Annotated in this window: 19 protein-coding genes; 2 read left to right on the top strand and 17 right to left on the bottom strand. The window is 64.6% G+C overall.

The genetic code is table 11. From position 1 onward, the window contains the following. Positions 1 to 32: 32 nt before the first annotated feature. The 6 genes from X265_RS31670 to X265_RS31645 form a co-directional block, all read right to left on the bottom strand. Positions 33 to 1484, bottom strand: a complete 1452-nt coding sequence (locus X265_RS31670) for a M16 family metallopeptidase (RefSeq protein WP_128968384.1) — start codon at positions 1482 to 1484, stop codon at positions 33 to 35. After that, positions 1403 to 2794, bottom strand: a complete 1392-nt coding sequence (locus tag X265_RS31665; RefSeq protein WP_128968383.1) for a M16 family metallopeptidase — start codon at positions 2792 to 2794, stop codon at positions 1403 to 1405. The genes X265_RS31670 and X265_RS31665 overlap by 82 nt, the downstream gene beginning before the upstream one ends. A gap of 193 nt (positions 2795 to 2987) precedes the next feature. Continuing rightward, positions 2988 to 3713 carry a hypothetical protein gene (locus tag X265_RS31660; protein WP_128968382.1) on the bottom strand — a complete coding sequence of 242 codons (726 nt, stop codon included), beginning with the start codon at positions 3711 to 3713 and terminating at the stop codon, positions 2988 to 2990. 94 nt (positions 3714 to 3807) lie between these two features. Then, positions 3808 to 4302 (bottom strand): signal peptidase II, encoded by a 495-nt coding sequence (gene lspA, locus X265_RS31655; RefSeq protein ID WP_128968381.1) that lies wholly within the window; start codon positions 4300 to 4302, stop codon positions 3808 to 3810. A gap of 9 nt (positions 4303 to 4311) precedes the next feature. Then, on the bottom strand, positions 4312 to 7320 hold the full coding sequence (ileS, locus tag X265_RS31650) for an isoleucine--tRNA ligase (RefSeq protein ID WP_128968380.1): 3009 nt from the start codon (positions 7318 to 7320) through the stop codon (positions 4312 to 4314). A gap of 229 nt (positions 7321 to 7549) precedes the next feature. Next, on the bottom strand, positions 7550 to 8521 hold the full coding sequence (locus tag X265_RS31645) for a bifunctional riboflavin kinase/FAD synthetase (RefSeq protein ID WP_128968379.1): 972 nt from the start codon (positions 8519 to 8521) through the stop codon (positions 7550 to 7552). A gap of 232 nt (positions 8522 to 8753) precedes the next feature. On the opposite strand from X265_RS31645, the gene X265_RS31640 reads away from it, so the two are divergent. Further along, a complete protein-coding gene (locus X265_RS31640; protein WP_027551917.1) occupies positions 8754 to 9149 on the top strand; it encodes a response regulator in 396 nt (131 codons plus the stop codon). A 92-nt stretch (positions 9150 to 9241) separates the two neighbouring features. On the opposite strand, the gene X265_RS31635 is transcribed toward X265_RS31640, so the two are convergent. The 9 genes from X265_RS31635 to uvrC form a co-directional block, all read right to left on the bottom strand. Continuing rightward, the gene (locus X265_RS31635; RefSeq protein ID WP_128968378.1) at positions 9242 to 10096 is read right to left on the bottom strand and encodes a TIGR01459 family HAD-type hydrolase; all 855 of its coding nucleotides are present in this window, start codon (positions 10094 to 10096) and stop codon (positions 9242 to 9244) included. A gap of 15 nt (positions 10097 to 10111) precedes the next feature. Further along, positions 10112 to 11587, bottom strand: a complete 1476-nt coding sequence (locus X265_RS31630) for an EAL domain-containing protein (RefSeq protein WP_128968377.1) — start codon at positions 11585 to 11587, stop codon at positions 10112 to 10114. 135 nt (positions 11588 to 11722) lie between these two features. Continuing rightward, positions 11723 to 12859: a YihY/virulence factor BrkB family protein gene (locus X265_RS31625; protein ID WP_188637385.1), complete on the bottom strand. Its 1137-nt coding sequence runs from the start codon at positions 12857 to 12859 to the stop codon at positions 11723 to 11725. Position 12860: 1 nt separating this feature from the next. Next, positions 12861 to 13445: a phage holin family protein gene (locus X265_RS31620; RefSeq protein ID WP_128968376.1), complete on the bottom strand. Its 585-nt coding sequence runs from the start codon at positions 13443 to 13445 to the stop codon at positions 12861 to 12863. Positions 13446 to 13523: 78 nt separating this feature from the next. Continuing rightward, positions 13524 to 14483, bottom strand: a complete 960-nt coding sequence (gene prmB, locus X265_RS31615; protein ID WP_128968375.1) for a 50S ribosomal protein L3 N(5)-glutamine methyltransferase — start codon at positions 14481 to 14483, stop codon at positions 13524 to 13526. After that, entirely contained in the window at positions 14483 to 14965 is a 483-nt protein-coding gene (locus tag X265_RS31610) for a molybdenum cofactor biosynthesis protein MoaE (protein WP_128968374.1), read from the bottom strand. The genes prmB and X265_RS31610 overlap by 1 nt, the downstream gene beginning before the upstream one ends. Before the next feature lie 3 nt (positions 14966 to 14968). Then, on the bottom strand, positions 14969 to 15220 hold the full coding sequence (gene moaD, locus X265_RS31605; protein ID WP_128968373.1) for a molybdopterin converting factor subunit 1: 252 nt from the start codon (positions 15218 to 15220) through the stop codon (positions 14969 to 14971). Continuing rightward, a complete protein-coding gene (pgsA, locus tag X265_RS31600) occupies positions 15217 to 15834 on the bottom strand; it encodes a CDP-diacylglycerol--glycerol-3-phosphate 3-phosphatidyltransferase (RefSeq protein WP_128968372.1) in 618 nt (205 codons plus the stop codon). The genes moaD and pgsA overlap by 4 nt, the downstream gene beginning before the upstream one ends. A gap of 94 nt (positions 15835 to 15928) precedes the next feature. After that, positions 15929 to 17989 carry an excinuclease ABC subunit UvrC gene (gene uvrC, locus X265_RS31595; protein WP_128968371.1) on the bottom strand — a complete coding sequence of 687 codons (2061 nt, stop codon included), beginning with the start codon at positions 17987 to 17989 and terminating at the stop codon, positions 15929 to 15931. A 252-nt stretch (positions 17990 to 18241) separates the two neighbouring features. On the opposite strand from uvrC, the gene X265_RS31590 reads away from it, so the two are divergent. Continuing rightward, positions 18242 to 18865, top strand: coding sequence for an outer membrane protein (locus tag X265_RS31590; protein ID WP_164938889.1), 624 nt, complete (start codon positions 18242 to 18244; stop codon positions 18863 to 18865). An 86-nt stretch (positions 18866 to 18951) separates the two neighbouring features. Here X265_RS31590 and X265_RS31585 read toward each other — a convergent pair whose 3' ends face one another. After that, on the bottom strand, positions 18952 to 19167 hold the full coding sequence (locus tag X265_RS31585) for a cold-shock protein (RefSeq protein ID WP_008544396.1): 216 nt from the start codon (positions 19165 to 19167) through the stop codon (positions 18952 to 18954). 264 nt (positions 19168 to 19431) lie between these two features. Next, positions 19432 to 20292: a 23S rRNA (adenine(2030)-N(6))-methyltransferase RlmJ gene (locus tag X265_RS31580; protein WP_128968369.1), complete on the bottom strand. Its 861-nt coding sequence runs from the start codon at positions 20290 to 20292 to the stop codon at positions 19432 to 19434. Positions 20293 to 20338: the final 46 nt, after the last annotated feature.

Genomic DNA, 20338 nt, shown 5'->3' with positions numbered 1-20338 from the left:
GAGCCCGGCCATTTCAGGAAGCGTCAGAGATCTCAGTTCGACTTGGTCACCGGTGCTGCGGCTGGCTGCGCCGCAGCCTGTGGCGCGCGACCTACGACGACAGTGAGGAGCCCTTGGCCCCACAGCCGCTTGGCGGCGGCCTTGGCGTCGTCCAGCGTCACGGCATCGACGATGGCGTTGCGCTTTTCGATATAGTCGATCGGCAGCTTGTCCTGCTGATATTGCAGCAGCGCCTGCGCGAGCTTGGAGGACGTGTCGAGCGCCAGCATCTGCGAGCCCTTGAGATAGGACTTGGCCTCGTCGAGCTCCTTCTGGGTCGGCCCCTCGTCGGCGATGCGGCGTACTTCCTTCTCGATCGCATCCATGGTGTCGCCGGCCCGGTCGGCGCGGGTGCCGGTGTTGCCGATGAAGACTGCGGAATGCTCCATCCAGAGCAGCGATTCGAACACCGAATAGGCCAGGCCGCGTTTCTCGCGCACCTCATGGTAGAGCCGCGAGGACAGGCCGCCGCCGCCGAGGATGTGATTGACGACGTAATAGGCCATGAAATTCGGGTCGCTGCGCATCACGCCGGGGCCGCCGAAGGTGATCACGGTCTGCGGCACGTCGAGCGGCACGAAGGCGCGCTGCGGCGGCTTTGCGGCCTCGACATCGGGGACCGGCACGAGATTGGCCTTGGCAGGCAAGGCCCCAAAGGTGTGATCGAGCAGCTTGCCGAGCGTGTCCGGATCGACATCACCGACAACCGCGATCTTCAGCGTGTCTTTGGCGAGCACACGGCTGACATAATCCTTCATGTCGGCAACCGTGATCGTCGGCACGCTCTCCAGCGTGCCGTTGGTCTGCCGCCCATAGGGATGATCGCCGAACGCCATCTCCAGGAATTTTTTGCTCGCGAGCGAGGTCGGATTGGTGGTGTCGCGGCGCAGGCCCGAAATGACCTGCGAGCGGATGCGTTCGACATCGGCGGTGTCGAAATGCGGCGAGGTCAGTGCCGAGCGCAGCAGGTCGAAGGCCTCATCCTTGTTGTCACGCAGCATACGCAGGCTGCCGCGGAAAGTGTCGCGGCTGGCGCTGAAGGAGAGCTCGATGGCACGGCGATCGAGTCGCTCATGGAATGTCTTGGAATCGAGATCGCCAGAGCCCTCGTCGAGCAGGTCGCCGACGAGATTGGCGACGCCGGACTTGTCCTTGGGATCCTGCGCCGAGCCGCCGGCGAATGAATATTCCATGGCGATCAACGGCACGGTCGCGTCTTGAACGAACCAGGCCTCGATACCGCCCGGCGAAACCAGGTGCTGGATCTTGGCTGCGGCTTGCGACGGCGAGATCGAAGCGAGCGCGAGCGTCGCGCCGGTGACGAACGACAAGGCGAAATGGCGAGCGCGAAGGACGGGATTATTCACGAACGCTTCTCCTCGCGCTTGGCGGCACTGGTGTCCTTGATCAGATAGCCCGTCACCGAGCGCTTCTTCTCGAGCCATTTCTGCGCGGCGGCGCGCACCTGCTCGGCGGTGACCGCACGGATGCGATCCGGCCAGCTCCTGATGTCCTCGATCGACAGGCCTGTGGTCAGTGCGCCGCCGTACCAGCGCGCCAGCACCGCCTGATTGTCCTGTGCGTAGATCGCCTCGGCAATGAGTTGGGTCTTGACCCGTTCGAGATCCTCGGCGCGGATCGGGTTCTGCGCGACGTCGGTGATGACGCCGTCGATGACTTGTTCGACGTCAGCGAAGCTGACACCGGACCTCGGCGAAGCCGAGATCGCGAACTGGGTCGGGTCGAGCGAGATGCTGGAATAGCTGGCGCTGGCCGAGACCGCGAGCGGCTTGTCGACCACGAGCGCGCGGTAGAGATAGGAGTTGCTGCCGCTGCCCATCAACTGCGCGAGCACGTCGAGCGCCGCGCTCTCGCCGGCAGCGGCCGTTGTCGCCGAAGGCACCAAATAATAACGGCGCAGGCCCGGCTGCTCGACGCGCGGGTCGGACAGCGTGACGGTGCGCGGCGCCGCCGGTTCCGGCTCCTGCGGGCGGATGCGACGCGCCGGGATCGCGGGCTGGGCCGGAATGGGTCCGAAATTGCGTTCGACCAGCTGGCGCACGTCGGCGGCCTCGACATCGCCTGCGATCACCAGGATCGCGTTGTTGGGCGCATAGAAGCGGCGGTAGAAGGCCAGCGCATCCTCGCGATCGAGCTTCTCGATCTCCTGGTGCCAGCCGATGACCGGCCGGCCATAGGGATGGTTGAGATAGAGCGCGGCCATGATCTGCTCGTTGAGCCGCGCATCCGGATTGTTGGCGACGCGCATGTTGTACTCTTCGAGCACGACGTCGCGCTCGGGCAGCACGTTCTCGTCCTTGAGGATCAGGCCGGTCATGCGATCGGCCTCGAACTCCATCATGGTCGGGAGCTGCTCTTTCGGTACGCGCTGGTAATAGTTGGTGTAATCGACCGAGGTCGAGGCGTTCTCGTTGCCGCCGACGCGAAGCACGGTCTGGGAGAATTCGCCGACCGGATGCTTCGAAGTGCCCTTGAACATCAGATGCTCGAGGAAGTGGGCGAGACCCGACTTGCCCGGCGTCTCGTCGGCGGAGCCGACCTTGTACCAGATCATCTCCGTGACCACGGGTGTGCGATGGTCCGGAATCACCACGACCTGGAGGCCGTTGCTGAGCGTGAAGCTGGCGGGAGGCGCCGATGTGACCGTCGTCTGGGCGAATGCGCTACCGACGTCTAAGCCAGATGTCGAGAGCAGCGCGGCGAAAAGGCAGGCAACCGATCGGGGTGAGGGCATCACGATCCTTGTGAAAGCCCAGACCCTGATGTCCGGGCGTAAAAGCGCGGCATGCTACACCGCGCGGCTATGAGCTTCGGGTCACGAAGCAGAGAACGCGGTCAACTGGTACTTAAAAATAGGTCATCTGCCGCGCCCGGCCTATGCCGTACGTCTGCGGCGGGTCCGCGCCTGCGTGCGACGGGCAAGGAGCCTATTGCTCCTTCTCCTTGCCGGACATGATATCGTAGTACATCCGCCGCGACTTGTCCTCGCCGGCGCCATAGGCATAGTTCGGCGAAGGCGTCTGATAGCCCGGCGGCGGCTCGACCAGGGATTGACGCGGCGGTTCGCTGGTGAATTGCTTCGCCTCGCCCTTGTTGTTCGTCATCATGTTCCACAGACCGCCGGTGAATCCCAGCTGGGCCGGGCTCAGCGACGGGTTGTTGTTGGTTCCCGGCTGGATCGGATCGTTGCTGGTCCGCTCGGGGGCGGCCGTCCTGCCGGCGTTCAACTCGGCGGGAGTCAGCGGCCGGGCCGCCTGCCAGTTCTCCGTCGCCTTGGATTCTTTCTTCCGAGCGGCGATGGCCTCCTTGCGGCGCTTCTCGTCGGGATCCTTCGGCCAGTTCGGTGCGTTCTTGGCTTCGGTGCCGGCGGGCGGCGGCAGGTCGAGCTTGGGCGGCACCACCAGCGGCGAGCGCTCGCGGTATTCGATGCCCTTCTTCTCCATGCTCTTGGCGCCGATGCCGGACATCAGATTGTCGATGATCCTCTCTTCGAAGGTCATCCCGTCATCTTCTTCGTCGTCGTCACCGGCGCGGACCGGGCCTGCCGACATGACGAGACCGACACCGAGTGCGACGGCGGACAATTTGAGCGCCAGCCAAAATCCCCGCCGGGGGTTTCGATCCATCGAACCGCTGGTCTCGGAGCTGCGCATACCTGTACCTGTTCCAAATTGTGGCAGTCGTGTCGCGTCTCGCGCGACGACCCTCGCTAAGCGAGGTTCCGCCTCCGGCCCGTATCAGCCGGGATCAGGGCGCTTTTGCGGCGGGTATCCCCAGAAAGGAATCATACAATAGGGCCGCCACCCCAGCAACGATGGCCACGTCCGCCAAGTTGAAAACGTACCAATTATAGGTATTTCCGGCGATTTCGACGTGGAACAGGGCGAAATCGACCACCGCGCCGTAGGCGAGGCGGTCGATACCGTTGCCGATGGCGCCGCCGATGATCAGCCCCAGCGCCACGGTGGCAAGCCGGGTCTGAGACCGCGCCATCCAGATTGCGAGCGCGACCACCGCGGCGATCTTCACCGCCATCAGCGCCAGCTGTGCGGCCTGACTATCGTTCTGGAGCCAGCCGAAGCTGATCCCGATGTTCCAGGCCAGCACCAGGTCGAAGAACGGCGTCACCTTCACCACGCCGCGACGGGCGAGGTCGAAGCCGTTCAGCAGCCAGAGTTTTGAGGCCTGGTCCGCCACGAGGGTGGCCACAGCCGCGAGGATGCCGGCGCGGAGCGGGGTCATGGCTACCTATCAGACCGCTACCCCGAGCGCCTTCCATTCGCGTAGCGCCTGGGCGTCGCGCGGGGTGACGTCGGGATATTCGGCGTCCTCGCCGACCAAGGGCGAGATCTTCCAGGAGCGGGCGCATTTGGTGCCGACCGCTTTCTCGACCACAACCGCGACACCGGGCACGGCATCGAGACGGAATGCATTGGCCGGCGCCTCGCCCTCGCGCACCTCGTAATTCGAGGTGATGCAGATCTCGGCGAGATCAGTGTCGAACAGCGTCCCCAGCATGTCACGCTCGGCGACATAGATCACCGGCGAGGCCTCCAGCGAGGAGCCGATGTTCTTGGCGGCGCGTTCGAGCTCGAGCGCACCGGTGACGACACGGCGAACGTTGCGGATCGTCTCCCATTTCACAGCGAGCTTGTCGTCGCGGAACTGCTCGAGGCCCTCCGGGAAAAGGGTCAAATGGATGGAAGGCGCGGCATCCGGCCGGAACATCCGCCAGGCTTCGTCGGTCGTGAAGCTCAGGATGGGAGCGAGCCATTTCAGGATCGCGTCGCACAGGATGTCGATCGTGGTCAGCGCCGCCTTGCGCGCCTGCGACGACGGCGGATCGCAATACAGCGTGTCCTTGCGGATGTCGAAGTAGAACGCCGACAGCTCCGAGTTCATGAAGGCCGAAAGGCTTGCGACCACGGTCTTGTAGTCGAACGTGGCATAGGCCTTGCGAACCGTTTCGGCATGGCCGGCCAGCTCGTGCAGCATCAGCCGCTCGAGCTCGGGCATGTCGGCAGGGGCCACCCTCTCGCTCGCCTTGAAGTGATGCAGCGTTCCCAGCATCCAGCGGATCGAGTTGCGCAGCTTGCGGTAGGTCTCGATGGTGTTCTTCAAGATCTCCGGGCCGATGCGCTGGTCGTCGGCATAGTCGGTGGCGCAGACCCACAGGCGCAGGATGTCAGCGCCTGAATCCTTGATCACCTTCTGCGGCTCGACGGTGTTGCCGAGCGACTTTGACATCTTGCGGCCGTTCTCGTCCAGCGTGAAGCCGTGGGTGAGCACGATGTCGTAGGGCGCGCGGCCGCGCGTGCCGGCGCTCTCCAGCAGGGAGGAGTGGAACCAGCCGCGATGCTGGTCGCTGCCTTCCAGATACATCACGGTGTCGTTGCCGCCGTCGACCTTGCGGACGATGTTGCCGAGCTGGGGGAAGTTCTGGCGATCCTCGAGCACGAAGGCGTGCGTGGAGCCGGAATCGAACCAGACGTCGCAGATGTCGTCGACCTTCTTCCAGTCCTCGGCGGCACGCGATCCGAGGAAGCGTTCGCGCGCGCCGTCCACGTACCAGGCGTCGGCGCCTTCTTCCATGAAGGCTTCGGCGATGCGCTGGTTGACGATCTCATCCTGCAGGATCTCGGCCGAACCGTCGGCCTTCTCGCGCACGAACACGGCGATCGGCACGCCCCAGGCGCGCTGGCGCGAGATCACCCAGTCCGGACGATTGGCGATCATGCCGTTGATGCGGTTTTCGCCCGACGGCGGCACCCATTGGGTGACCGAGATCGCATGCAGCGCGCGGGCGCGCAGCGTGTCGCCCTTCCTCGCTTGGCCGTCCTCGCTGATGTCCTTGTCCATCGCGATGAACCATTGCGGCGTGTTGCGGAAGATCACCGGCTTCTTCGAGCGCCAGGAATGCGGATATTGGTGCTTGAGGCGGCCGCGCGCGAGCAGCTTGCCGCCGTCGATCAGCGCCTTGATTACGGCCTCGTTGGCGTCGCCCTTCTCGCCCTTGTCGGTGAGCACGCGCTTGCCGACGAAGCCGGGGGCCTGTGCGGTGTAGGCGCTGTTCTCATCGACGGTGTAGGGGATTGCGGTCGAAATGCCGCGCGCATCGAGCTCGCGCGCATTGACCATCCAGACATCGAAGTCCTCGCGGCCATGGCCGGGCGCGGTGTGGACGAAGCCAGTGCCGGTGTCGTCGGTGACGTGATCGCCCGGTAGCAACGGCACGATGAATTCGTAACCGCCATCGAGGCCGCGCAGCGGATGGGCGCATTCGACGGCGTCCAGCGTGTCGCCGGGAATCTCGCGTACCTTCTCATAGGCCGTGACGCGCGCCTGCTTGAACACGTCCGCGGCGAGCGCATCGGCCAGGATCAGGAGATCGCCGGTCTTCGCCCAATTGTCCGCGGGTGCGTCCGTCACCTTGTAGAGGCCGTAGGCGATCTTGGGCGAGAACGAGATCGCGCGGTTGCCGGGCAGCGTCCAAGGCGTGGTGGTCCAGATCACGACGCTGGCGGAAGCGAGTGCGCCGTGCGCGGGCGAGGTGACCGGAAATTTCACCCAGACCGTATCGGAGGTATGGTCCTCGTATTCGACCTCGGCCTCGGCCAGCGCGGTCTTCTCGACCACGCTCCACATCACCGGCTTGGAGCCGCGATAGAGGGTGCCGTTGGCCGCGAACCTCATCAGTTCGCGGGCGATCTGGGCTTCGGCGGGATAGCTCATGGTCTGATAGGGGTGATCCCAATCACCGATGATGCCGAGCCGCTTGAACTCCTCGCGCTGGATGTTGATCCAGTGGGTCGCATAGGCACGGCATTCCTTCCGGAACGCCACCATCGCGGCGGAGTCGCGGAAGTCGGGCTTCTGCTTGCCCTTCTTGCGGTAGTTCTCCTCCTCGATCTTCCATTCGATCGGCAGCCCGTGGCAGTCCCAGCCGGGCACGTAGTTGGAGTCGAAGCCGAGCATCTGCTGGCTCTTGGTCACGACGTCCTTGAGGATCTTGTTCAGTGCGTGCCCGATATGGATGTTGCCGTTGGCGTAGGGCGGGCCATCGTGCAGCACGAATTTGGGGCGGCCCTCCGCTTCCTTGCGCAGCTTGTCGTACAGGCCGATGTCGTTCCAGTATTTCAGGAGCTCCGGCTCGCGCTGCGGCAGGCCGGCGCGCATCGGGAATTCGGTCTGCGGGAGGAACAGCGTCTTCGAATAGTCTTTGACGTCGGAGTTTGCGGACTTCTGCGGCTTTTCGGACATGAGACTGACTGGCTCGGAATGGCGCGGGAACGAATGGCGATGCGGAATCGCGGGGTGGAACGACAAATCCCGGTCTTGCGCCGAGCCTTTAGGCTCAGGCGGAAGCCGGGCCGCTAATCCCTATGATGCGCCGCGCAAACATGGCTCTCCATAGCAGGGGGCCAAGGGAAGCGCAAAAGGTAGAAGCGCAAAAGGGAAGCGCAAAGGTCCGGCGGGCCGGCTTGGGCCCTCAATCGATGGTCCCAAGCTGCGGAAACGCATCCGGGGCGGCGGCCAGCATGGCGCGCGCACGGGCGGAATCGTCGTCCATCTGGCGGATCAGGGCTTCGATGTCGTCGAATTTCAGCTCCTCGCGGATGAAGCCGATAAAGGCGCAGTCCAGCACCTGGCCGTAAAGGTCGCCCTTGAAGTCGAACAGGAAGATTTCGAGGAGCGGGGCGCCATTATCAAAGGTCGGGCGACGGCCGAAGCTCGCCACCCCGTTCAGACGCTCGGACCCGCGGCCGACCCGCACTGCATAGATGCCGTGCTTGAGCCCGCAATTGGCGTCGAGCCGGATGTTGGCGGTGGGATAGCCGAGGTCGCGGCCGCGCTTCTCGCCATGGATGACCTCGCCGGTGATGAACCAGGGCGCGCTCAGCATGGCCGTGGCCTCGTCGAGCTGCCCCTCGGCGAGCGCGATCCGGATCGCGCTGGAGGACACCGGCCGCTCGTCGATATCGACATGCGGCTGCACGTCGACTTCGATGCCGAGCCGGGGCGCCTCGTTGACCAGGAGGCTCGGCGAGCCGACCCGGCCCTTGCCGAAATGGAAGTCGTAGCCGACCGCAATCCCGCTGACGCCGAGGCGCTCGATCAGGTCATGGTGAATGAAATCTTGCGCGCTGGTGCCGGCCCTGGCCTTGTCGAAGGTCATCAGCACGGCACCGGCTAGCCCGGTCCCGGCCAGAAGCCGCAGTTTTGCCCGTTCGTCCGTCAGGCGAAACTGCGGGGTGTTGGGGCTGAAAAACCGGCGTGGATGCGGCTCGAAGGTCAGCGCCAGCGCAGGGCGGCCATTCGCCCGGCCCATCTCCAGGGCGGCGGCAATGACGGCCCGGTGGCCGAGATGGACCCCGTCGAAATTGCCCATGGCGACCACGGCGCCCTTGGGGATCGCAGAATCCGGCGTGCTGTCGCGGATAACGGTAAATTGCGGGGCCATCAGGGGAATTCTCGAGCCGGCGGGGTCGGCCGGGACCGTGGCTTGAGCCGGCCGTCGAAGTCAAGCGGGCCGATAGGGCCGCAGGGAACATGGATTTCGGTCTGCCGCGGGGTACCCCAGTTAACGCGCTGTTTAACGCCTTGGTGCTAAGTGCTTGGACGGTGGAACTGAGGGGCCCCGGCCTGTCAGGTCCGTTTTTGAATATTCCTGGGTATGCGTTGGGGGAGTCGAGATGGCGGTTGATTTGTCGATGCCGGTTCTGGTGGTGGACGACTACAGCACCATGATCCGTATCATCAGGAATCTGCTGAAGCAGCTTGGCTTCGATAATATCGATGATGCCAGCGACGGTTCGGCGGCGCTTAACAAGATGCGTGGCAAGAAGTACGGCCTCGTGATTTCCGACTGGAACATGGAGCCGATGACGGGGTACGACCTGCTTCGCGAAGTGCGGGCCGATCCCAATCTGGCCACCACGCCCTTCATCATGATCACGGCGGAATCGAAGACCGAAAACGTGATCGCGGCCAAGAAGGCCGGCGTGAACAACTACATCGTCAAGCCGTTCAACGCGGCGACGCTGAAGACCAAGATCGAGGCTGTGTTCCCTGACATGGCGAGCGCGTAAGCGCGCTTCAAACCATCAGCTGAATTTGGAAAGCCCGGGCGCTCGTCCCGGGCTTTTTGCTTTCTGCGTCGTTCGGTTTGGAACGACGGGGTTCACCACTTCAATTCGCGCATCAGCGCTTTCGGCGGGTGGCCGAACAATTCCAGCACCGACTTGGGATCGAGCTGGTCGAGGCCCTCGAACTCCTCGGCGTGGATGCCGCGGGTGACGAACAGGCAGTCGATGCCGAATTCGCGCGCGCCGGTCAGGTCGGTGCGGACGGAGTCGCCGATCGCCAGCACCTTCTTCCTGTCGATCGGATGGCCCTGACGCTCGCCGGCCAGCGCCATTGCGCGTTCGTAGATCGGCCGGTGCGGCTTGCCGTAGAAGATCACCTCGCCACCGAGCTCGCGGTAGAGCTCCGCGATCGCGCCGGCGCAATAGATCAGCCGGTCGCCGCGCTCGACCACGATGTCGGGGTTGGCGCAGACCAGTGTGAGCTTGCGCTCGCGTGCCTTCAGCATCATGCCGCGGTAGTCTTCCGCGGTCTCGGTCTCGTCGTCATAAAGGCCGGTACAGACGATGTAGTCGGCCTCCTCCAGCGGAGCAGTCGTCGCATCGAGGCCGCGATAGATTGAGTTGTCGCGCTCGGGGCCGAGCCAGAACATCTTGCGGCCGGGATGCTCGGCGACATAGAGCCGCGTCAAATCGCCCGACGAGACGATCGCGTCGTAAGTTTCGTCGGCGACGCCCAGCTTGCGCAACTGCCGCTGCACGGAATCCGCAGGGCGCGGCGCGTTGGTAATCAGGATCACCGTACCGCCATGGCTGCGATAGGTGTGCAGCGCCTCGCAAGCCTCGGGGAACGATTCCAAACCGTTATGGACCACGCCCCAGATGTCGCTGAGCACGACCTCGACTCCGCCCACGAGTTCGCGCAGGCTCTGTGCGAAATGCAGCGTGGTCATGACGCGCGCGGCCGATCAGATGCGCCGCGCGAGCGCTGCGTTGCCGGTGAGGCGTGATGACGGGGTGGCAGGCGTCGTGCCTGATGTTGTAGCGCCTTGGCTGGGTATGCCGGGGCCATTGGATCCCTGAATGTCCTGCGCCTGTTGCGGCGCGGCCCCGCCGGTAGCAGATGCCCCTTCGGGCCGCAATGGCCGGGGCGGGGCGAACAGAAAGCCCTGGCCGAACCGCACGTCATAGTCGAGCAGGTCGACCACCGCGCGTTCGCCCTCGATCCGCTCGGCGATCAGGTCGATGCCGAAGCGGCCCAAAAGATCAGACAGATCCGAGGGGTGAATGTCCGAGCTCGATGCCTGCTTCGGGTCGAGCAGGAGAGAGGCTGGAACCTTGATGAACCGAACGCCACGGTCGGCGAGTTCGCGCGGCTCGATCCGCAGGTCGGTGACATGGTCGATCGAGAAGCGGAAGCCGCGCTGCGCGAGTGCCGCGAGATTCTCGGTCTCGGCCGGGCCGAGACTGCGGAAGGTCGATTGCTTGAACTCGAGCACCAGCGACGGCGCCAGCGCCCGGTTGGCCTCGAGGAAGTCGAGGCATTGCGCGAAGCTGGTGGAATTGCCGAGCGTTGAAGCCGCGACGTTACAGAAGACGCCGACATCCTTGTTGCGCACCATCAGCCGGCGCAGCACCTGGACACAGCGCAGCAGCACCATGTTGTCGATGCGCCCGATCAGTCCGGACGCCTCGGCGATGCTGATGAACTCCTCGGCGGCGATCAACTGGTCGCGCTCGTCGCGCACCCGCGTCACAGCCTCGTAGAACCGCACCTTGCGCTGCGGCAGCGTCACCATGGGCTGGAGGAAGATGTCGATGCGGTTGTCGTCGATGGCGTTGCGCAGCGTCGCCAGCATCTGGGTCGGGTTACGACCGTTGACAGTCTGAGCGGCGCTCGCGGTCTTGGCCGCCGGCGCTGTCGGCCGCGGCGGTGCAGGAAGCGGAGGAGGAGCGGCCAGCCGCTCCTCGAAGGGTGCAATCAGGTCGACCGGCACTTCCGGCTCCGGCTTTTCGGTCGGAGCGGGCGCCGGCGCATGACCAGCCAGCAGGTCCTCATGCGTGGACACCGTGGCGGCGAGCTGCCTGACCAATCCGCCGAGCTCGTTGATCTCGCCGACCACCGACTGGACACGGTCGGAATTGGCCGAATTGGACGAGGCGATGCGGCCCTCGATCGAAGCCAACCGGCGCCCGAACTCGGCGACCTGGCGGGCCAGGTCGGCCGTGCCGCGCGACAGGTCCGCGATCTGGCCGCCGACGTCGCTGCGGTCGCGCAGCCGCATCGATACCGCGTTGTAGAGGATCAGGAAGGTCAGCGCGGTCAGCGCCACGATCGCGGATTCGGTTCCACTGATGCCGGCGACCGCGTAGAGCACGAGCCCAAGCGAGGCCGCGACCAGAACCATGCAGATGGCGATGAAGATCGTCGAAATGCGAATCATGCCGCGCGTTATGCCTCAAGAGCTGACTGCCTCACCCGGGAAAACACGGGCCGCAATTCGCACCCGTCGCGCCTCATGCCCCCCTAAGCAAGGCGAGCTTAACATCATTGTTGATTCGGAGGGATAGCGGCGAGGTCAGGACGGTGCAGCGGCGCCCACCGTGTCGGCCGAGACGGCCTCGCGACTGCCGAGCGGCTTGGGCCGTCCGGTGGTCGTGTCGCGCAGGGTCTGCCGCTCGATCTCCGAATTCAGCTCGGCGCCGAACATGATGACGATCGCCGATATCCACATCCACATCATCAAGCCGATCGCGGCGCCGAGCGAGCCGTAGGTCGCGTTGTAGTTGGCAAAGGACGAGAGATACCAGGAGAGCAGCGCCGAGCCCGCAATCCAGAGGATGGAGGCCGTCACCGCGCCGAGGCTCAGCCACTGCCAGCGCGGTGCATCACGGCTCGGGGCAAAGCGGTAGAGGATAGCGAGCGCCACCAGCAGGATGAGGAACAGCAGCGGCCATCGTGCCAGCGCGACGATCAGCTTGCTTTCGGGGGCCATGCCGAGGTGATCCAGTGCGAGCGGGAAAGCGACGACGGCTCCCACCATCAACAGGAGTGCCACGATGCCGCCGACCGTGAAGGCGAGTGACACCATGTTCAGCTTGATGAAGCTGCGTTTCTCGCGTTCCTCATAGGCGACGTTGAGAGCGTCGAAGATCGCCTTGACGCCCGCATTGGCGCTCCAGATCGCGAGGACGAGGCCGAACAGGAAGGTGGCGCCGAGCGCCGTATTGCCCTTCGACACGACGCGTCCGACCTGCTCCTGGACGATCTGGAAGGTGCCTTCGGGAAGCATCATCGCCAGCTTCTGGAGGTTGTCGCTGATGGTCGCAGGATTGGCGAACAGTCCGTAGGACGAGACGAGTGCCGTCACGGCAGGAAAGATCGCAAGCAGCCCGAAAAACACGACGCCGCCGGCGGTCGCGAGCAGGCGATCGTCGCCGATGCGTTGATAGGTGCGCCAGAAAATATCCTTCCAGCCGGCCCAGGGAATCGTGAAGGGGCTTTTCGCAGCCCGGCCATGGCCGGGCTGCGTCGCCGCACGTGCCGGGTTTGTTTCAGGCGAATTTGCCTCGCGGTTGCGGTGGTCTTGCGGAGGCCCCGACGCAATCAAGCCGGCCTCCTGGAAGTAGCGCTCGGCGCTCAGCACGAAGACAGCCGTGGCGGCGACCAGCAGCCAGGAGTCGATTTGGGAGTCGATTTGGTCGGAGCGCCGCAATTCAGGCGTCCAGTCTTTGGCTGTGACGCCTTCGTCGCGCCGCCGTGAACCCCGCCAGCCCAATTGCCGCGAGCATCAGGCCAAGCTGCACGGGGCGGTTGGCACTGACCGGCCAAGCTCTGCCGCGGCCGCGTTCGCCCGGCGCAAGCGGCACCAGGGGAATTGTCGTCGCGACCTCTTTTACAGCCTGTTTGACCGTTCCACGCGGGATCCGCGGCGTCGCGACCGCCACGCGCAAACGGCTCGCAAGCGGAACGACCGGCTTTGCCTTGCGCTTCATCTGCGCCATCGCGATGCCGGCGCAGGCGCCGGCGAGCACCAGCAGCACGGCCGCGACGGCACCAAAACCCCAGAATTGTCCGTAAGTGATCGCTACCCAGCGGTAGAGGGCGATCAGTCCAACGAAAAATGCGGCGATCAGGAACAGCCCGGCGACCGCGAATAGCCCGCCGGCTACCGCGTAAGATGTCACCTTGCCGGTGGCCTTGCTGGTCTGGTCGCGCAAATAGGATTGAGCGGCGCGTTTGACGTGGTTGAGCTTCAGCGCCATGCCGGCGCGCAGCAATTCGCCCGATGGCGCGAGCATGAGGACATCCTCCGAGAGCGAGACATTCGCCGGGGATGAACGTGGCCGAATTTGACTTGTTCCGCCGGGCGCGCGCGATCAGCCGAGATCGGCGGCCGCGATCCAGAACACCTCGCCCTCGGACTCCTCGGTGTCGAGCCAGAGCAGGGGCAGTTCCGGGAAGGCCTCGTCGACCAGTTCGCGGCCGCGGCCGATCTCGCAGAGCAAGCCGCCATCCGGCGTCAGGTGATCGGGCGCATCGCGCAGGATGCGGCGGACCAAGTCGAGGCCGTCGGCGCCGCCGTCGAAGGCGAGCTTGGGCTCGGCCCGGCATTCCGGCGGCAATGCCGCCATGCCTTCCGCGTCGACGTAAGGCGGGTTGGTGATGATCAGATCATATTTGCTGTCGCCCAGCGGAGCGAACAGATCGCCGCGATAGAGCGTGATCCGCTCGTCCAGCCCATGCTCTCCGACATTGCGCGCGGCGACCGCGAGCGCATCCTTGGAGACGTCGACGGCATCGATCGCCGCGTTCGGGAAGTGATACGCGGCGAGGATCGCAAGGCATCCAGATCCCGTACAGAGATCGAGTACGCGCTCGACGGAAGCGGGATCGTCGATCAGCGAGCCCGGCTCGCCGTCGCCGCCGAAATGCGAATCCAGCAGCTCGCCGATGAAGGAGCGCGGAACGATGACGCGCTCATCGACATAGAAAGGCAGGCCGCGCATGTAGATCTTGTTGACGAGATAGGCCGCGGGTTTCCGCGTCGTCACGCGCCGATGGATGAGGTCGAGCAGCGTCTTGCCTTCCGCCGCGGTGACGCGGGCCCGGGCAAAGCTCTCGAACTGGTCGGGATGCAGATGCAGGGCCTCGCAGACCAGGAAGACGGCTTCGGCGACCGGATCGGTCGTGCCGTGGGCGAAGGCAAGCTTTGCCTCGACGAACCGGCTGACCGCATAACGGACGTAATCGATCAGCGTGAGCAGCTCGCCGCGCCCGACTTTGGCGAGCTTGGGTGCGGCGCGGCCGCGCGTCGTCTTTTTCGAAACTTTTGCCATCAGGATTTGGTCCAGCGTGCGGCGGCCTCGTCGTCGCGGGCCTGGGCCTCGACCCAGCCGGTGCCCGTGGCGCTCTCTTCCTTCTTCCAGAACGGCGCGCTCGTCTTGAGATAGTCCATCAGGAATTCGGCGGCCTCGAACGCCGCCCGGCGGTGTTGCGAGGCGGTAAGCACCAGCACGATGTTCTGCCCCGGCATGAACCGCCCGACGCGATGGATGACGGTGATCCCGTTGAGCGGCCAGCGCGACATGGCTTCGTCGACATGCCGCTTGATCTCTTCCTCGGCCATCCCGGGATAATGCTCGAGCGTGAGTGCCGCGATCTTCGAACTGTCGTCATCGGCGCGGCAGATGCCGGAGAAGCTCACGACGGCGCCGATATCGGTGCGGCTCCTGGTCAGCACCGCGATCTCGCGCGCAATGTCGAAATCGTCTTCCTGAATGCGGATGGCGACGGGGCAGGTGGTGACAGGGGAAGACATGGCCTAGCCGCCGGTCATCGGCGGGAAGAACGCGATCTCGCGGGCGCCTGCGATGGCGGCGTCCGCCTTGACATGGGCGTGGTCGATCGCGGTGCGGATCACCTTCGGCTTCTCGAAGGCATAGGCATAGGCTTCCCCTTGGGCGGACAACCAGGCGATCAGTTCCTCGACGGTGCGCACGCTTGCGGGCGGCTCGATGGTCTCCTCGGCCTTGCCGACGCGCTCGCGCACCCAGGCGAAATACTTCACCTTCATCCCTCGTCCTCCTTGATGAGGTGATGGATGCCGGCGCGGAAATAGTCGTAGCCGGTGTACATGGTCAGGATCGCCGAGGCCCACAGCAGGACGAGGCCGATCAGCGAAACCACGGGAATGACCTCGTCGCCGGCCGGACCTGCGAGCAGGAAGCCGATGGCGACGAGCTGCACCGTGGTCTTCCATTTGGCGAGCTTGGTGACGGGCACGCTGACGCGCAGCGCGGCGAGGTATTCGCGCAGGCCCGAGACCAAGATCTCGCGACACAGGATCACGATGGCGGCCCACAGCGACCAGCCATGGATGATGCCGTCCGCAGCCAGCATCAGCAGGCACGAGGCGACCAGCAGCTTGTCGGCGATCGGGTCGAGCATCCGGCCGAACGCCGATTGCTGATTCCAGATCCGGGCGTAATAGCCGTCGAGATAGTCGGTTACCGCCGCGCCGATGAAGATCGCGACCGCGACCCAGCGCAGCCACAACGGGTAATCCAGGATCGACTGCGCGTAGATGCATCCGACCACGACGGGGATCGCCGCGATCCGGCCATAGGTCAGGATGTTCGGGAGGGACATCGCGCGGCTGGTCGTCCCTCGTGTCGTGGCGATGTTCATCCGTCCTACCAATACCGCTCAAGCCAGAAGGTCAACCGTCCGTCCTCAATTGAGGTGCGGCATGCGACGACCATATGACTACAGCCCCTTTAGTTCATCCCGGCTGGGGATGGAAATAGTCGAAAATCCTGCGGGCGCTCTCGGCGCTCACGCCAGGAACCTTGCCGAGATCGGCGATCGAGGCGCGTTCGATCTCCTTCAGGGTTCCAAAATGATGCAGCAAGGCACGTTTGCGTGACGGGCCGATACCCGGAATCTCCTGCAAACCGGCCTCGCGGATGTCCTTCTTGCGCAGCTTGCGGTGTGAGCCGATGACGAAGCGGTGGGCCTCGTCGCGCAGGCGCTGGATGAAATAGAGCACGGGGTCGCGTGGCTCCAGCTTGATCGCCTCGCGCTCCGGCATGAACAGGGTCTCGCGGCCGGCATCCCGATCCGGGCCCTTGGCAACCGACATCAGCGACACCTGGGTCAATCCGAGATTGGCGAAGATCTCGCGGACCGCGTTGAGCTGGCCGCGCCCACCGTCGATGATCACGAGGTCGGGCCATTGCGGGAAATCGTCGTCCTTGGCCTTGGCCGCGCTCTCCTCGGGCGGGTTGATCAGGCGCTTGAAGCGGCGCTCCAGCACCTCGCGCATCATCGCAAAGTCGTCGCCCGGCGTAATCCCTTCCGACTTGATGTTGAACTTGCGGTACTGGTTCTTCACAAAGCCGTCCGGGCCGGCGACGATCATGGCGCCGACCGCGTTGGTGCCCTGGATGTGGCTGTTGTCATAGACCTCGATGCGCTTGGGCGCATGCGGCAGGTTCAGCGTCGCGGCCATGGCCTCGAGCAGGCGGCTCTGGGTTGCGGTATCGGCGAGCTTGCGGCCGAGCGCTTCCCGCGCGTTGGTCAGCGCGTGGGTGACGAGCTCCTTCTTCTCGCCGCGCTTGGGCGCGATGACCTCCACCTTGTGGCCGGCCTTGATCGAGAGTGCGTTGGCGAGCAGCTCCATCTCCTCGATCTCGTGCGAGAGCAGGATCGACTTCGGCGGCGGCTTGTCGTCGTAGAATTGGGCGAGGAAGGCCCCCAGCACTTCCTCGGGTGTAAAGCTCTTCTCCGCGCGCGGGAAATAGGCGCGGTTGCCCCAGTTCTGCCCGGTGCGGAAGAAGAACACTTCGACGCAGGAGAAGCCGCCCTCCTGGTGGATGGCGAACACGTCGGCTTCCTCGACCGTGCGCGGATTGATGCCCTGCTGCGACTGGATCGCCGACAGTGCGGCGAGGCGGTCGCGGTAGAGCGCGGCGCGCTCGAATTCGAGCTCGCCGGAAGCTTTCTCCATCTCGCCGGCAAGCTCCTGCTTCACCGCATGGCTTTTGCCGGACAGGAAGTCGGTGGCCTCGCGCACCAGCGTGGTATAGCCGCCGAAGTCGATCTCACGGGTGCAGGGGCCGGCGCAGCGGCGGATCTGGTAGAGCAGGCAGGGCCGGGTGCGACTCTCGAAGAAGGAGTCGGTGCAGGAGCGGATCAGGAACGCGCGCTGAAGTGCGGTGATGGTGCGATTGACCGCGCCGGCGGAGGCGAACGGGCCGAAATAGCGACCGGGGCGGGTCTGCGCGCCGCGATGCTTGAGGATCTGCGGTGCCCAATGGTCGCCGGTGATCAGGATGTAGGGAAACGATTTGTCGTCGCGCAGCTGCACGTTGAAGCGCGGCCGCAGCTGCTTGATGAGATTGGCTTCCAGCAGCAGCGCCTCGGTCTCGGTCGTGGTCGAGACGATCTCCACGGTCACCGTGGCCGCGATCATGCGCAGGATGCGCGCGGGCAGGGGCGCACTCTGGCGCGCGTAGCTGGACAGCCGCTTTTTGACGTTCTTGGCCTTGCCGACATAGAGCACGTCGGCGTTGGCACTGAGCATGCGATAGACGCCGGGCGAGGTCGGCGCGAGCCGGACCGCACGCTCGATTGCCTCGTGACCGCTCGCCAGCGGCTCTGCACCGATCGCGCCGCTCTCTTCCAGAATGTCCGGCAGCCGCGCTTCGTCTTCCTCCTCGCCGCCGGCGGCGGGATCGAGGTCGGGCGGGGACAGCCCTTCGAGGGCGGCATCGGCTTTCGCGGCGTGCGGCGATTTGCCGGTACGCGCGTCGTCCGGATTGTCGGAGGAATCGTGAACCATGGAGCGAATTTAGGCGCTGGGGGGACCGATTTGAAGTTCCGGCCGTGCCGCGCGCACAGGACGCTGCGCGCAGTTCCCGGTAACGCTTCCTTAAGTCTGTTAACAGCGCGGTAACGGGTCTTAACAGGCCTTTAACTTAAAACTCTCGATAAATCCTACGCGAAAAGATGGTGGTTCCGTAACCATGCGTTCGGTCCTGGCGCGGCGGCGCGGGCATCGCAGGGCGTTGCGGGAGTTGCGTTGGAGTATGTGATGAAGAGGCTCGTTGTGGGCGCAGCCGCATTGGTTGCAGCCGGCTGGACAGCTTCGGCAGGGGCCGCCGATCTCAATTACGGGCAGCGTGCGCCCTATACCGTCAATCAGCCGCTCAACGCCTATAGCTGGGCCGGTCCCTATCTCGGCGGCAACGTCGGCTATGAATGGGGCTCGGTGAGCAATACGTCCGTGAGGCCCTCCGGCTTCGTCGGCGGCGTGCAGGCCGGCTACAATTTCCAGAACGGCCCGTGGGTCTTCGGCGTCGAAGGCGATATCCAGGCCGCCGGTGCCGACGATACGTTCGCATCCTGGAAGTTCTCCAATCCGTGGTTCGGCACCCTGCGCGGCCGCGCCGGCTATGCCTTCAGCAACGTGCTGTTCTACGGCACCGCGGGCCTCGCTTTCGGCGAGCTGCGCGCGCAGACCTTCGGCTGGACGGAGTCGCACACCACGGCCGGCTGGACCGCCGGCGTCGGCGCGGAAGTCGGCCTTGCGCCGAACTGGAGCGCCAAGCTCGAATATCTCTACGTCGATCTGTCGACGAGCCAGTTCGCGATTACAGGCGTGTCAAACGGCTATAGCGCCAGCATTGTGCGTGCAGGCGTGAACTATCACTTCTGATAGCCAAATAAGAAAGTACCGGACTACAACCTCCCGGCCGCTCGCGGCCGGGACTTTTTTGCGCCGATTGTTTGGAGACAGGTCCGCTAGGAAAGGATCACGAGATTGACCGCTTTCGGGCCCTTCCCCTTCTTGTCCGGTTCGACTTCGAATGTGATACGCTGTCCTTCGGCAAGGTCCTTCAGTCCCGCTCGCTCTACAGCGGTGATGTGAACGAAGACGTCGCGACCGCCGTCGTCAGGCTTGATAAAACCGTAGCCGCGTTCGCCGTTGAAGAACTTGACCGTTCCCGTCATGGCCATCGGGAAACTCCCCCTCATTGCTCCTCCGTCGCAACGCAGACGCGCGCCGCGACATGACCGTGCATTACGAAGCCCGGGAGCTGGCCATCCTTGGGCAGACCTCATCGGTCCGACTGGATCTTTCTTAGGCCTTCACTCCGCCGCAACCATTCGCGGAAGCGGAACGTAAAGCCAGTCACGGAAACAGCATAATACGGTTCTTTGCAGATTGACTACCGCCCCTGCATATTTTTCCCAAGAATGCCGGAGTGTTACGGCCTCACGTTAAGGCTTGGGCACCTCTAATCGGAATCTGGCAGCACCTCCCTGGCCGAGCGGCATTTCCAGCTCCGGCAGGATGGTCTTGAGCTCGCCTTGCAGCGTGTAGGGCGGATTGACGATCAGGAGCCCGGCCGAGGTGAGGGCCGCGCCGTCGGCTTGCGGCGCCACGCTGAATTCGAGACGCAGGCATTTGCCCTGCGGCTTTGCTGCAGCTGCGGCGCGCGCCACGAGTTGCGCCAGCGTGTCGGTGGCGCGCCTGGATTTGGCGGGGTACCAGATTACATAGATACCGGTCGGCCATTTCGCAAAGGCGGTGGAGAAGGCCTCGCCCAGCCTTTCGAACTCGTCCTTGGCTTCGAAAGGCGGATCGATCAGCACCAGCCCGCGCCGCTCCTTCGGCGGCACGAACGCCGGCAGCGCCATCCAGCCGTCGAGATCGACGACGCGGGCCTGTTCGTCGCGCCGCAGCACGTCGATCAACGCCTTGCGCGCCTTCGGCTCGAGCTCGCAGGCGACCAGCCGGTCCTGCGGCCGCATCAGGCCGCGCGCAATCAGCGGCGAGCCCGGATAGGCCTTGAGCTCGCCCTTGGGATTGAAGGCGCGGACGATATCCATGTACGGCCTGGTCAGCGCGACGCTCTCGTTCGAGAGCCGCGCCTGCATCAGCCGGGCGATCCCGGTGAGCCACTCCCCGCCGCGGCGCGCCTCGTCGCTGTCGAGATCATAGAGGCCGGCGCCTGCATGGGTGTCGATGACGCGGAAGGCGGCCGGCTTGTCCTGCAGATAAGTGAGGATGCGGGCCAGCACGATGTGCTTGATGACATCGGCGAAATTGCCGGCGTGAAAGGCGTGGCGGTAGTTCATGATCGGGGACCACGTTGTCTTGCGCGATCCCATCCCCTTGTCATTG

The sequence above is a fragment of the Bradyrhizobium guangdongense genome (genome assembly GCF_004114975.1).
Taxonomy (GTDB): domain Bacteria; phylum Pseudomonadota; class Alphaproteobacteria; order Rhizobiales; family Xanthobacteraceae; genus Bradyrhizobium; species Bradyrhizobium guangdongense.
The sequence above is the reverse complement of the archived record's forward strand: the minus strand, read 5'-3'. Positions and strand labels throughout refer to the sequence as shown.

Coding starts and splice junctions, on each gene's coding strand:
- X265_RS31670 (WP_128968384.1), bottom strand. CDS start 1,484: ATGGCTCGAGAAGAAGCGCTCGGTGACGGGCTATCTGATCAAGGACAC.
- lspA (WP_128968381.1), bottom strand. CDS start 4,302: ATGACCCCGCTCCGCGCCGGCATCCTCGCGGCTGTGGCCACCCTCGTG.
- X265_RS31665 (WP_128968383.1), bottom strand. CDS start 2,794: ATGCCCTCACCCCGATCGGTTGCCTGCCTTTTCGCCGCGCTGCTCTCG.
- X265_RS31590 (WP_164938889.1), top strand. CDS start 18,242: ATGAAGAGGCTCGTTGTGGGCGCAGCCGCATTGGTTGCAGCCGGCTGG.
- ileS (WP_128968380.1), bottom strand. CDS start 7,320: ATGTCCGAAAAGCCGCAGAAGTCCGCAAACTCCGACGTCAAAGACTAT.
- X265_RS31585 (WP_008544396.1), bottom strand. CDS start 19,167: ATGGCCATGACGGGAACGGTCAAGTTCTTCAACGGCGAACGCGGCTAC.
- prmB (WP_128968375.1), bottom strand. CDS start 14,483: ATGGCAAAAGTTTCGAAAAAGACGACGCGCGGCCGCGCCGCACCCAAG.
- X265_RS31660 (WP_128968382.1), bottom strand. CDS start 3,713: ATGCGCAGCTCCGAGACCAGCGGTTCGATGGATCGAAACCCCCGGCGG.
- X265_RS31635 (WP_128968378.1), bottom strand. CDS start 10,096: ATGACCACGCTGCATTTCGCACAGAGCCTGCGCGAACTCGTGGGCGGA.
- X265_RS31620 (WP_128968376.1), bottom strand. CDS start 13,445: ATGCTCGCGCCATCGGGCGAATTGCTGCGCGCCGGCATGGCGCTGAAG.
- X265_RS31580 (WP_128968369.1), bottom strand. CDS start 20,292: ATGAACTACCGCCACGCCTTTCACGCCGGCAATTTCGCCGATGTCATC.
- moaD (WP_128968373.1), bottom strand. CDS start 15,220: ATGAAGGTGAAGTATTTCGCCTGGGTGCGCGAGCGCGTCGGCAAGGCC.
- X265_RS31630 (WP_128968377.1), bottom strand. CDS start 11,587: ATGATTCGCATTTCGACGATCTTCATCGCCATCTGCATGGTTCTGGTC.
- uvrC (WP_128968371.1), bottom strand. CDS start 17,989: ATGGTTCACGATTCCTCCGACAATCCGGACGACGCGCGTACCGGCAAA.
- X265_RS31640 (WP_027551917.1), top strand. CDS start 8,754: ATGGCGGTTGATTTGTCGATGCCGGTTCTGGTGGTGGACGACTACAGC.
- X265_RS31645 (WP_128968379.1), bottom strand. CDS start 8,521: ATGGCCCCGCAATTTACCGTTATCCGCGACAGCACGCCGGATTCTGCG.
- X265_RS31610 (WP_128968374.1), bottom strand. CDS start 14,965: ATGTCTTCCCCTGTCACCACCTGCCCCGTCGCCATCCGCATTCAGGAA.
- pgsA (WP_128968372.1), bottom strand. CDS start 15,834: ATGAACATCGCCACGACACGAGGGACGACCAGCCGCGCGATGTCCCTC.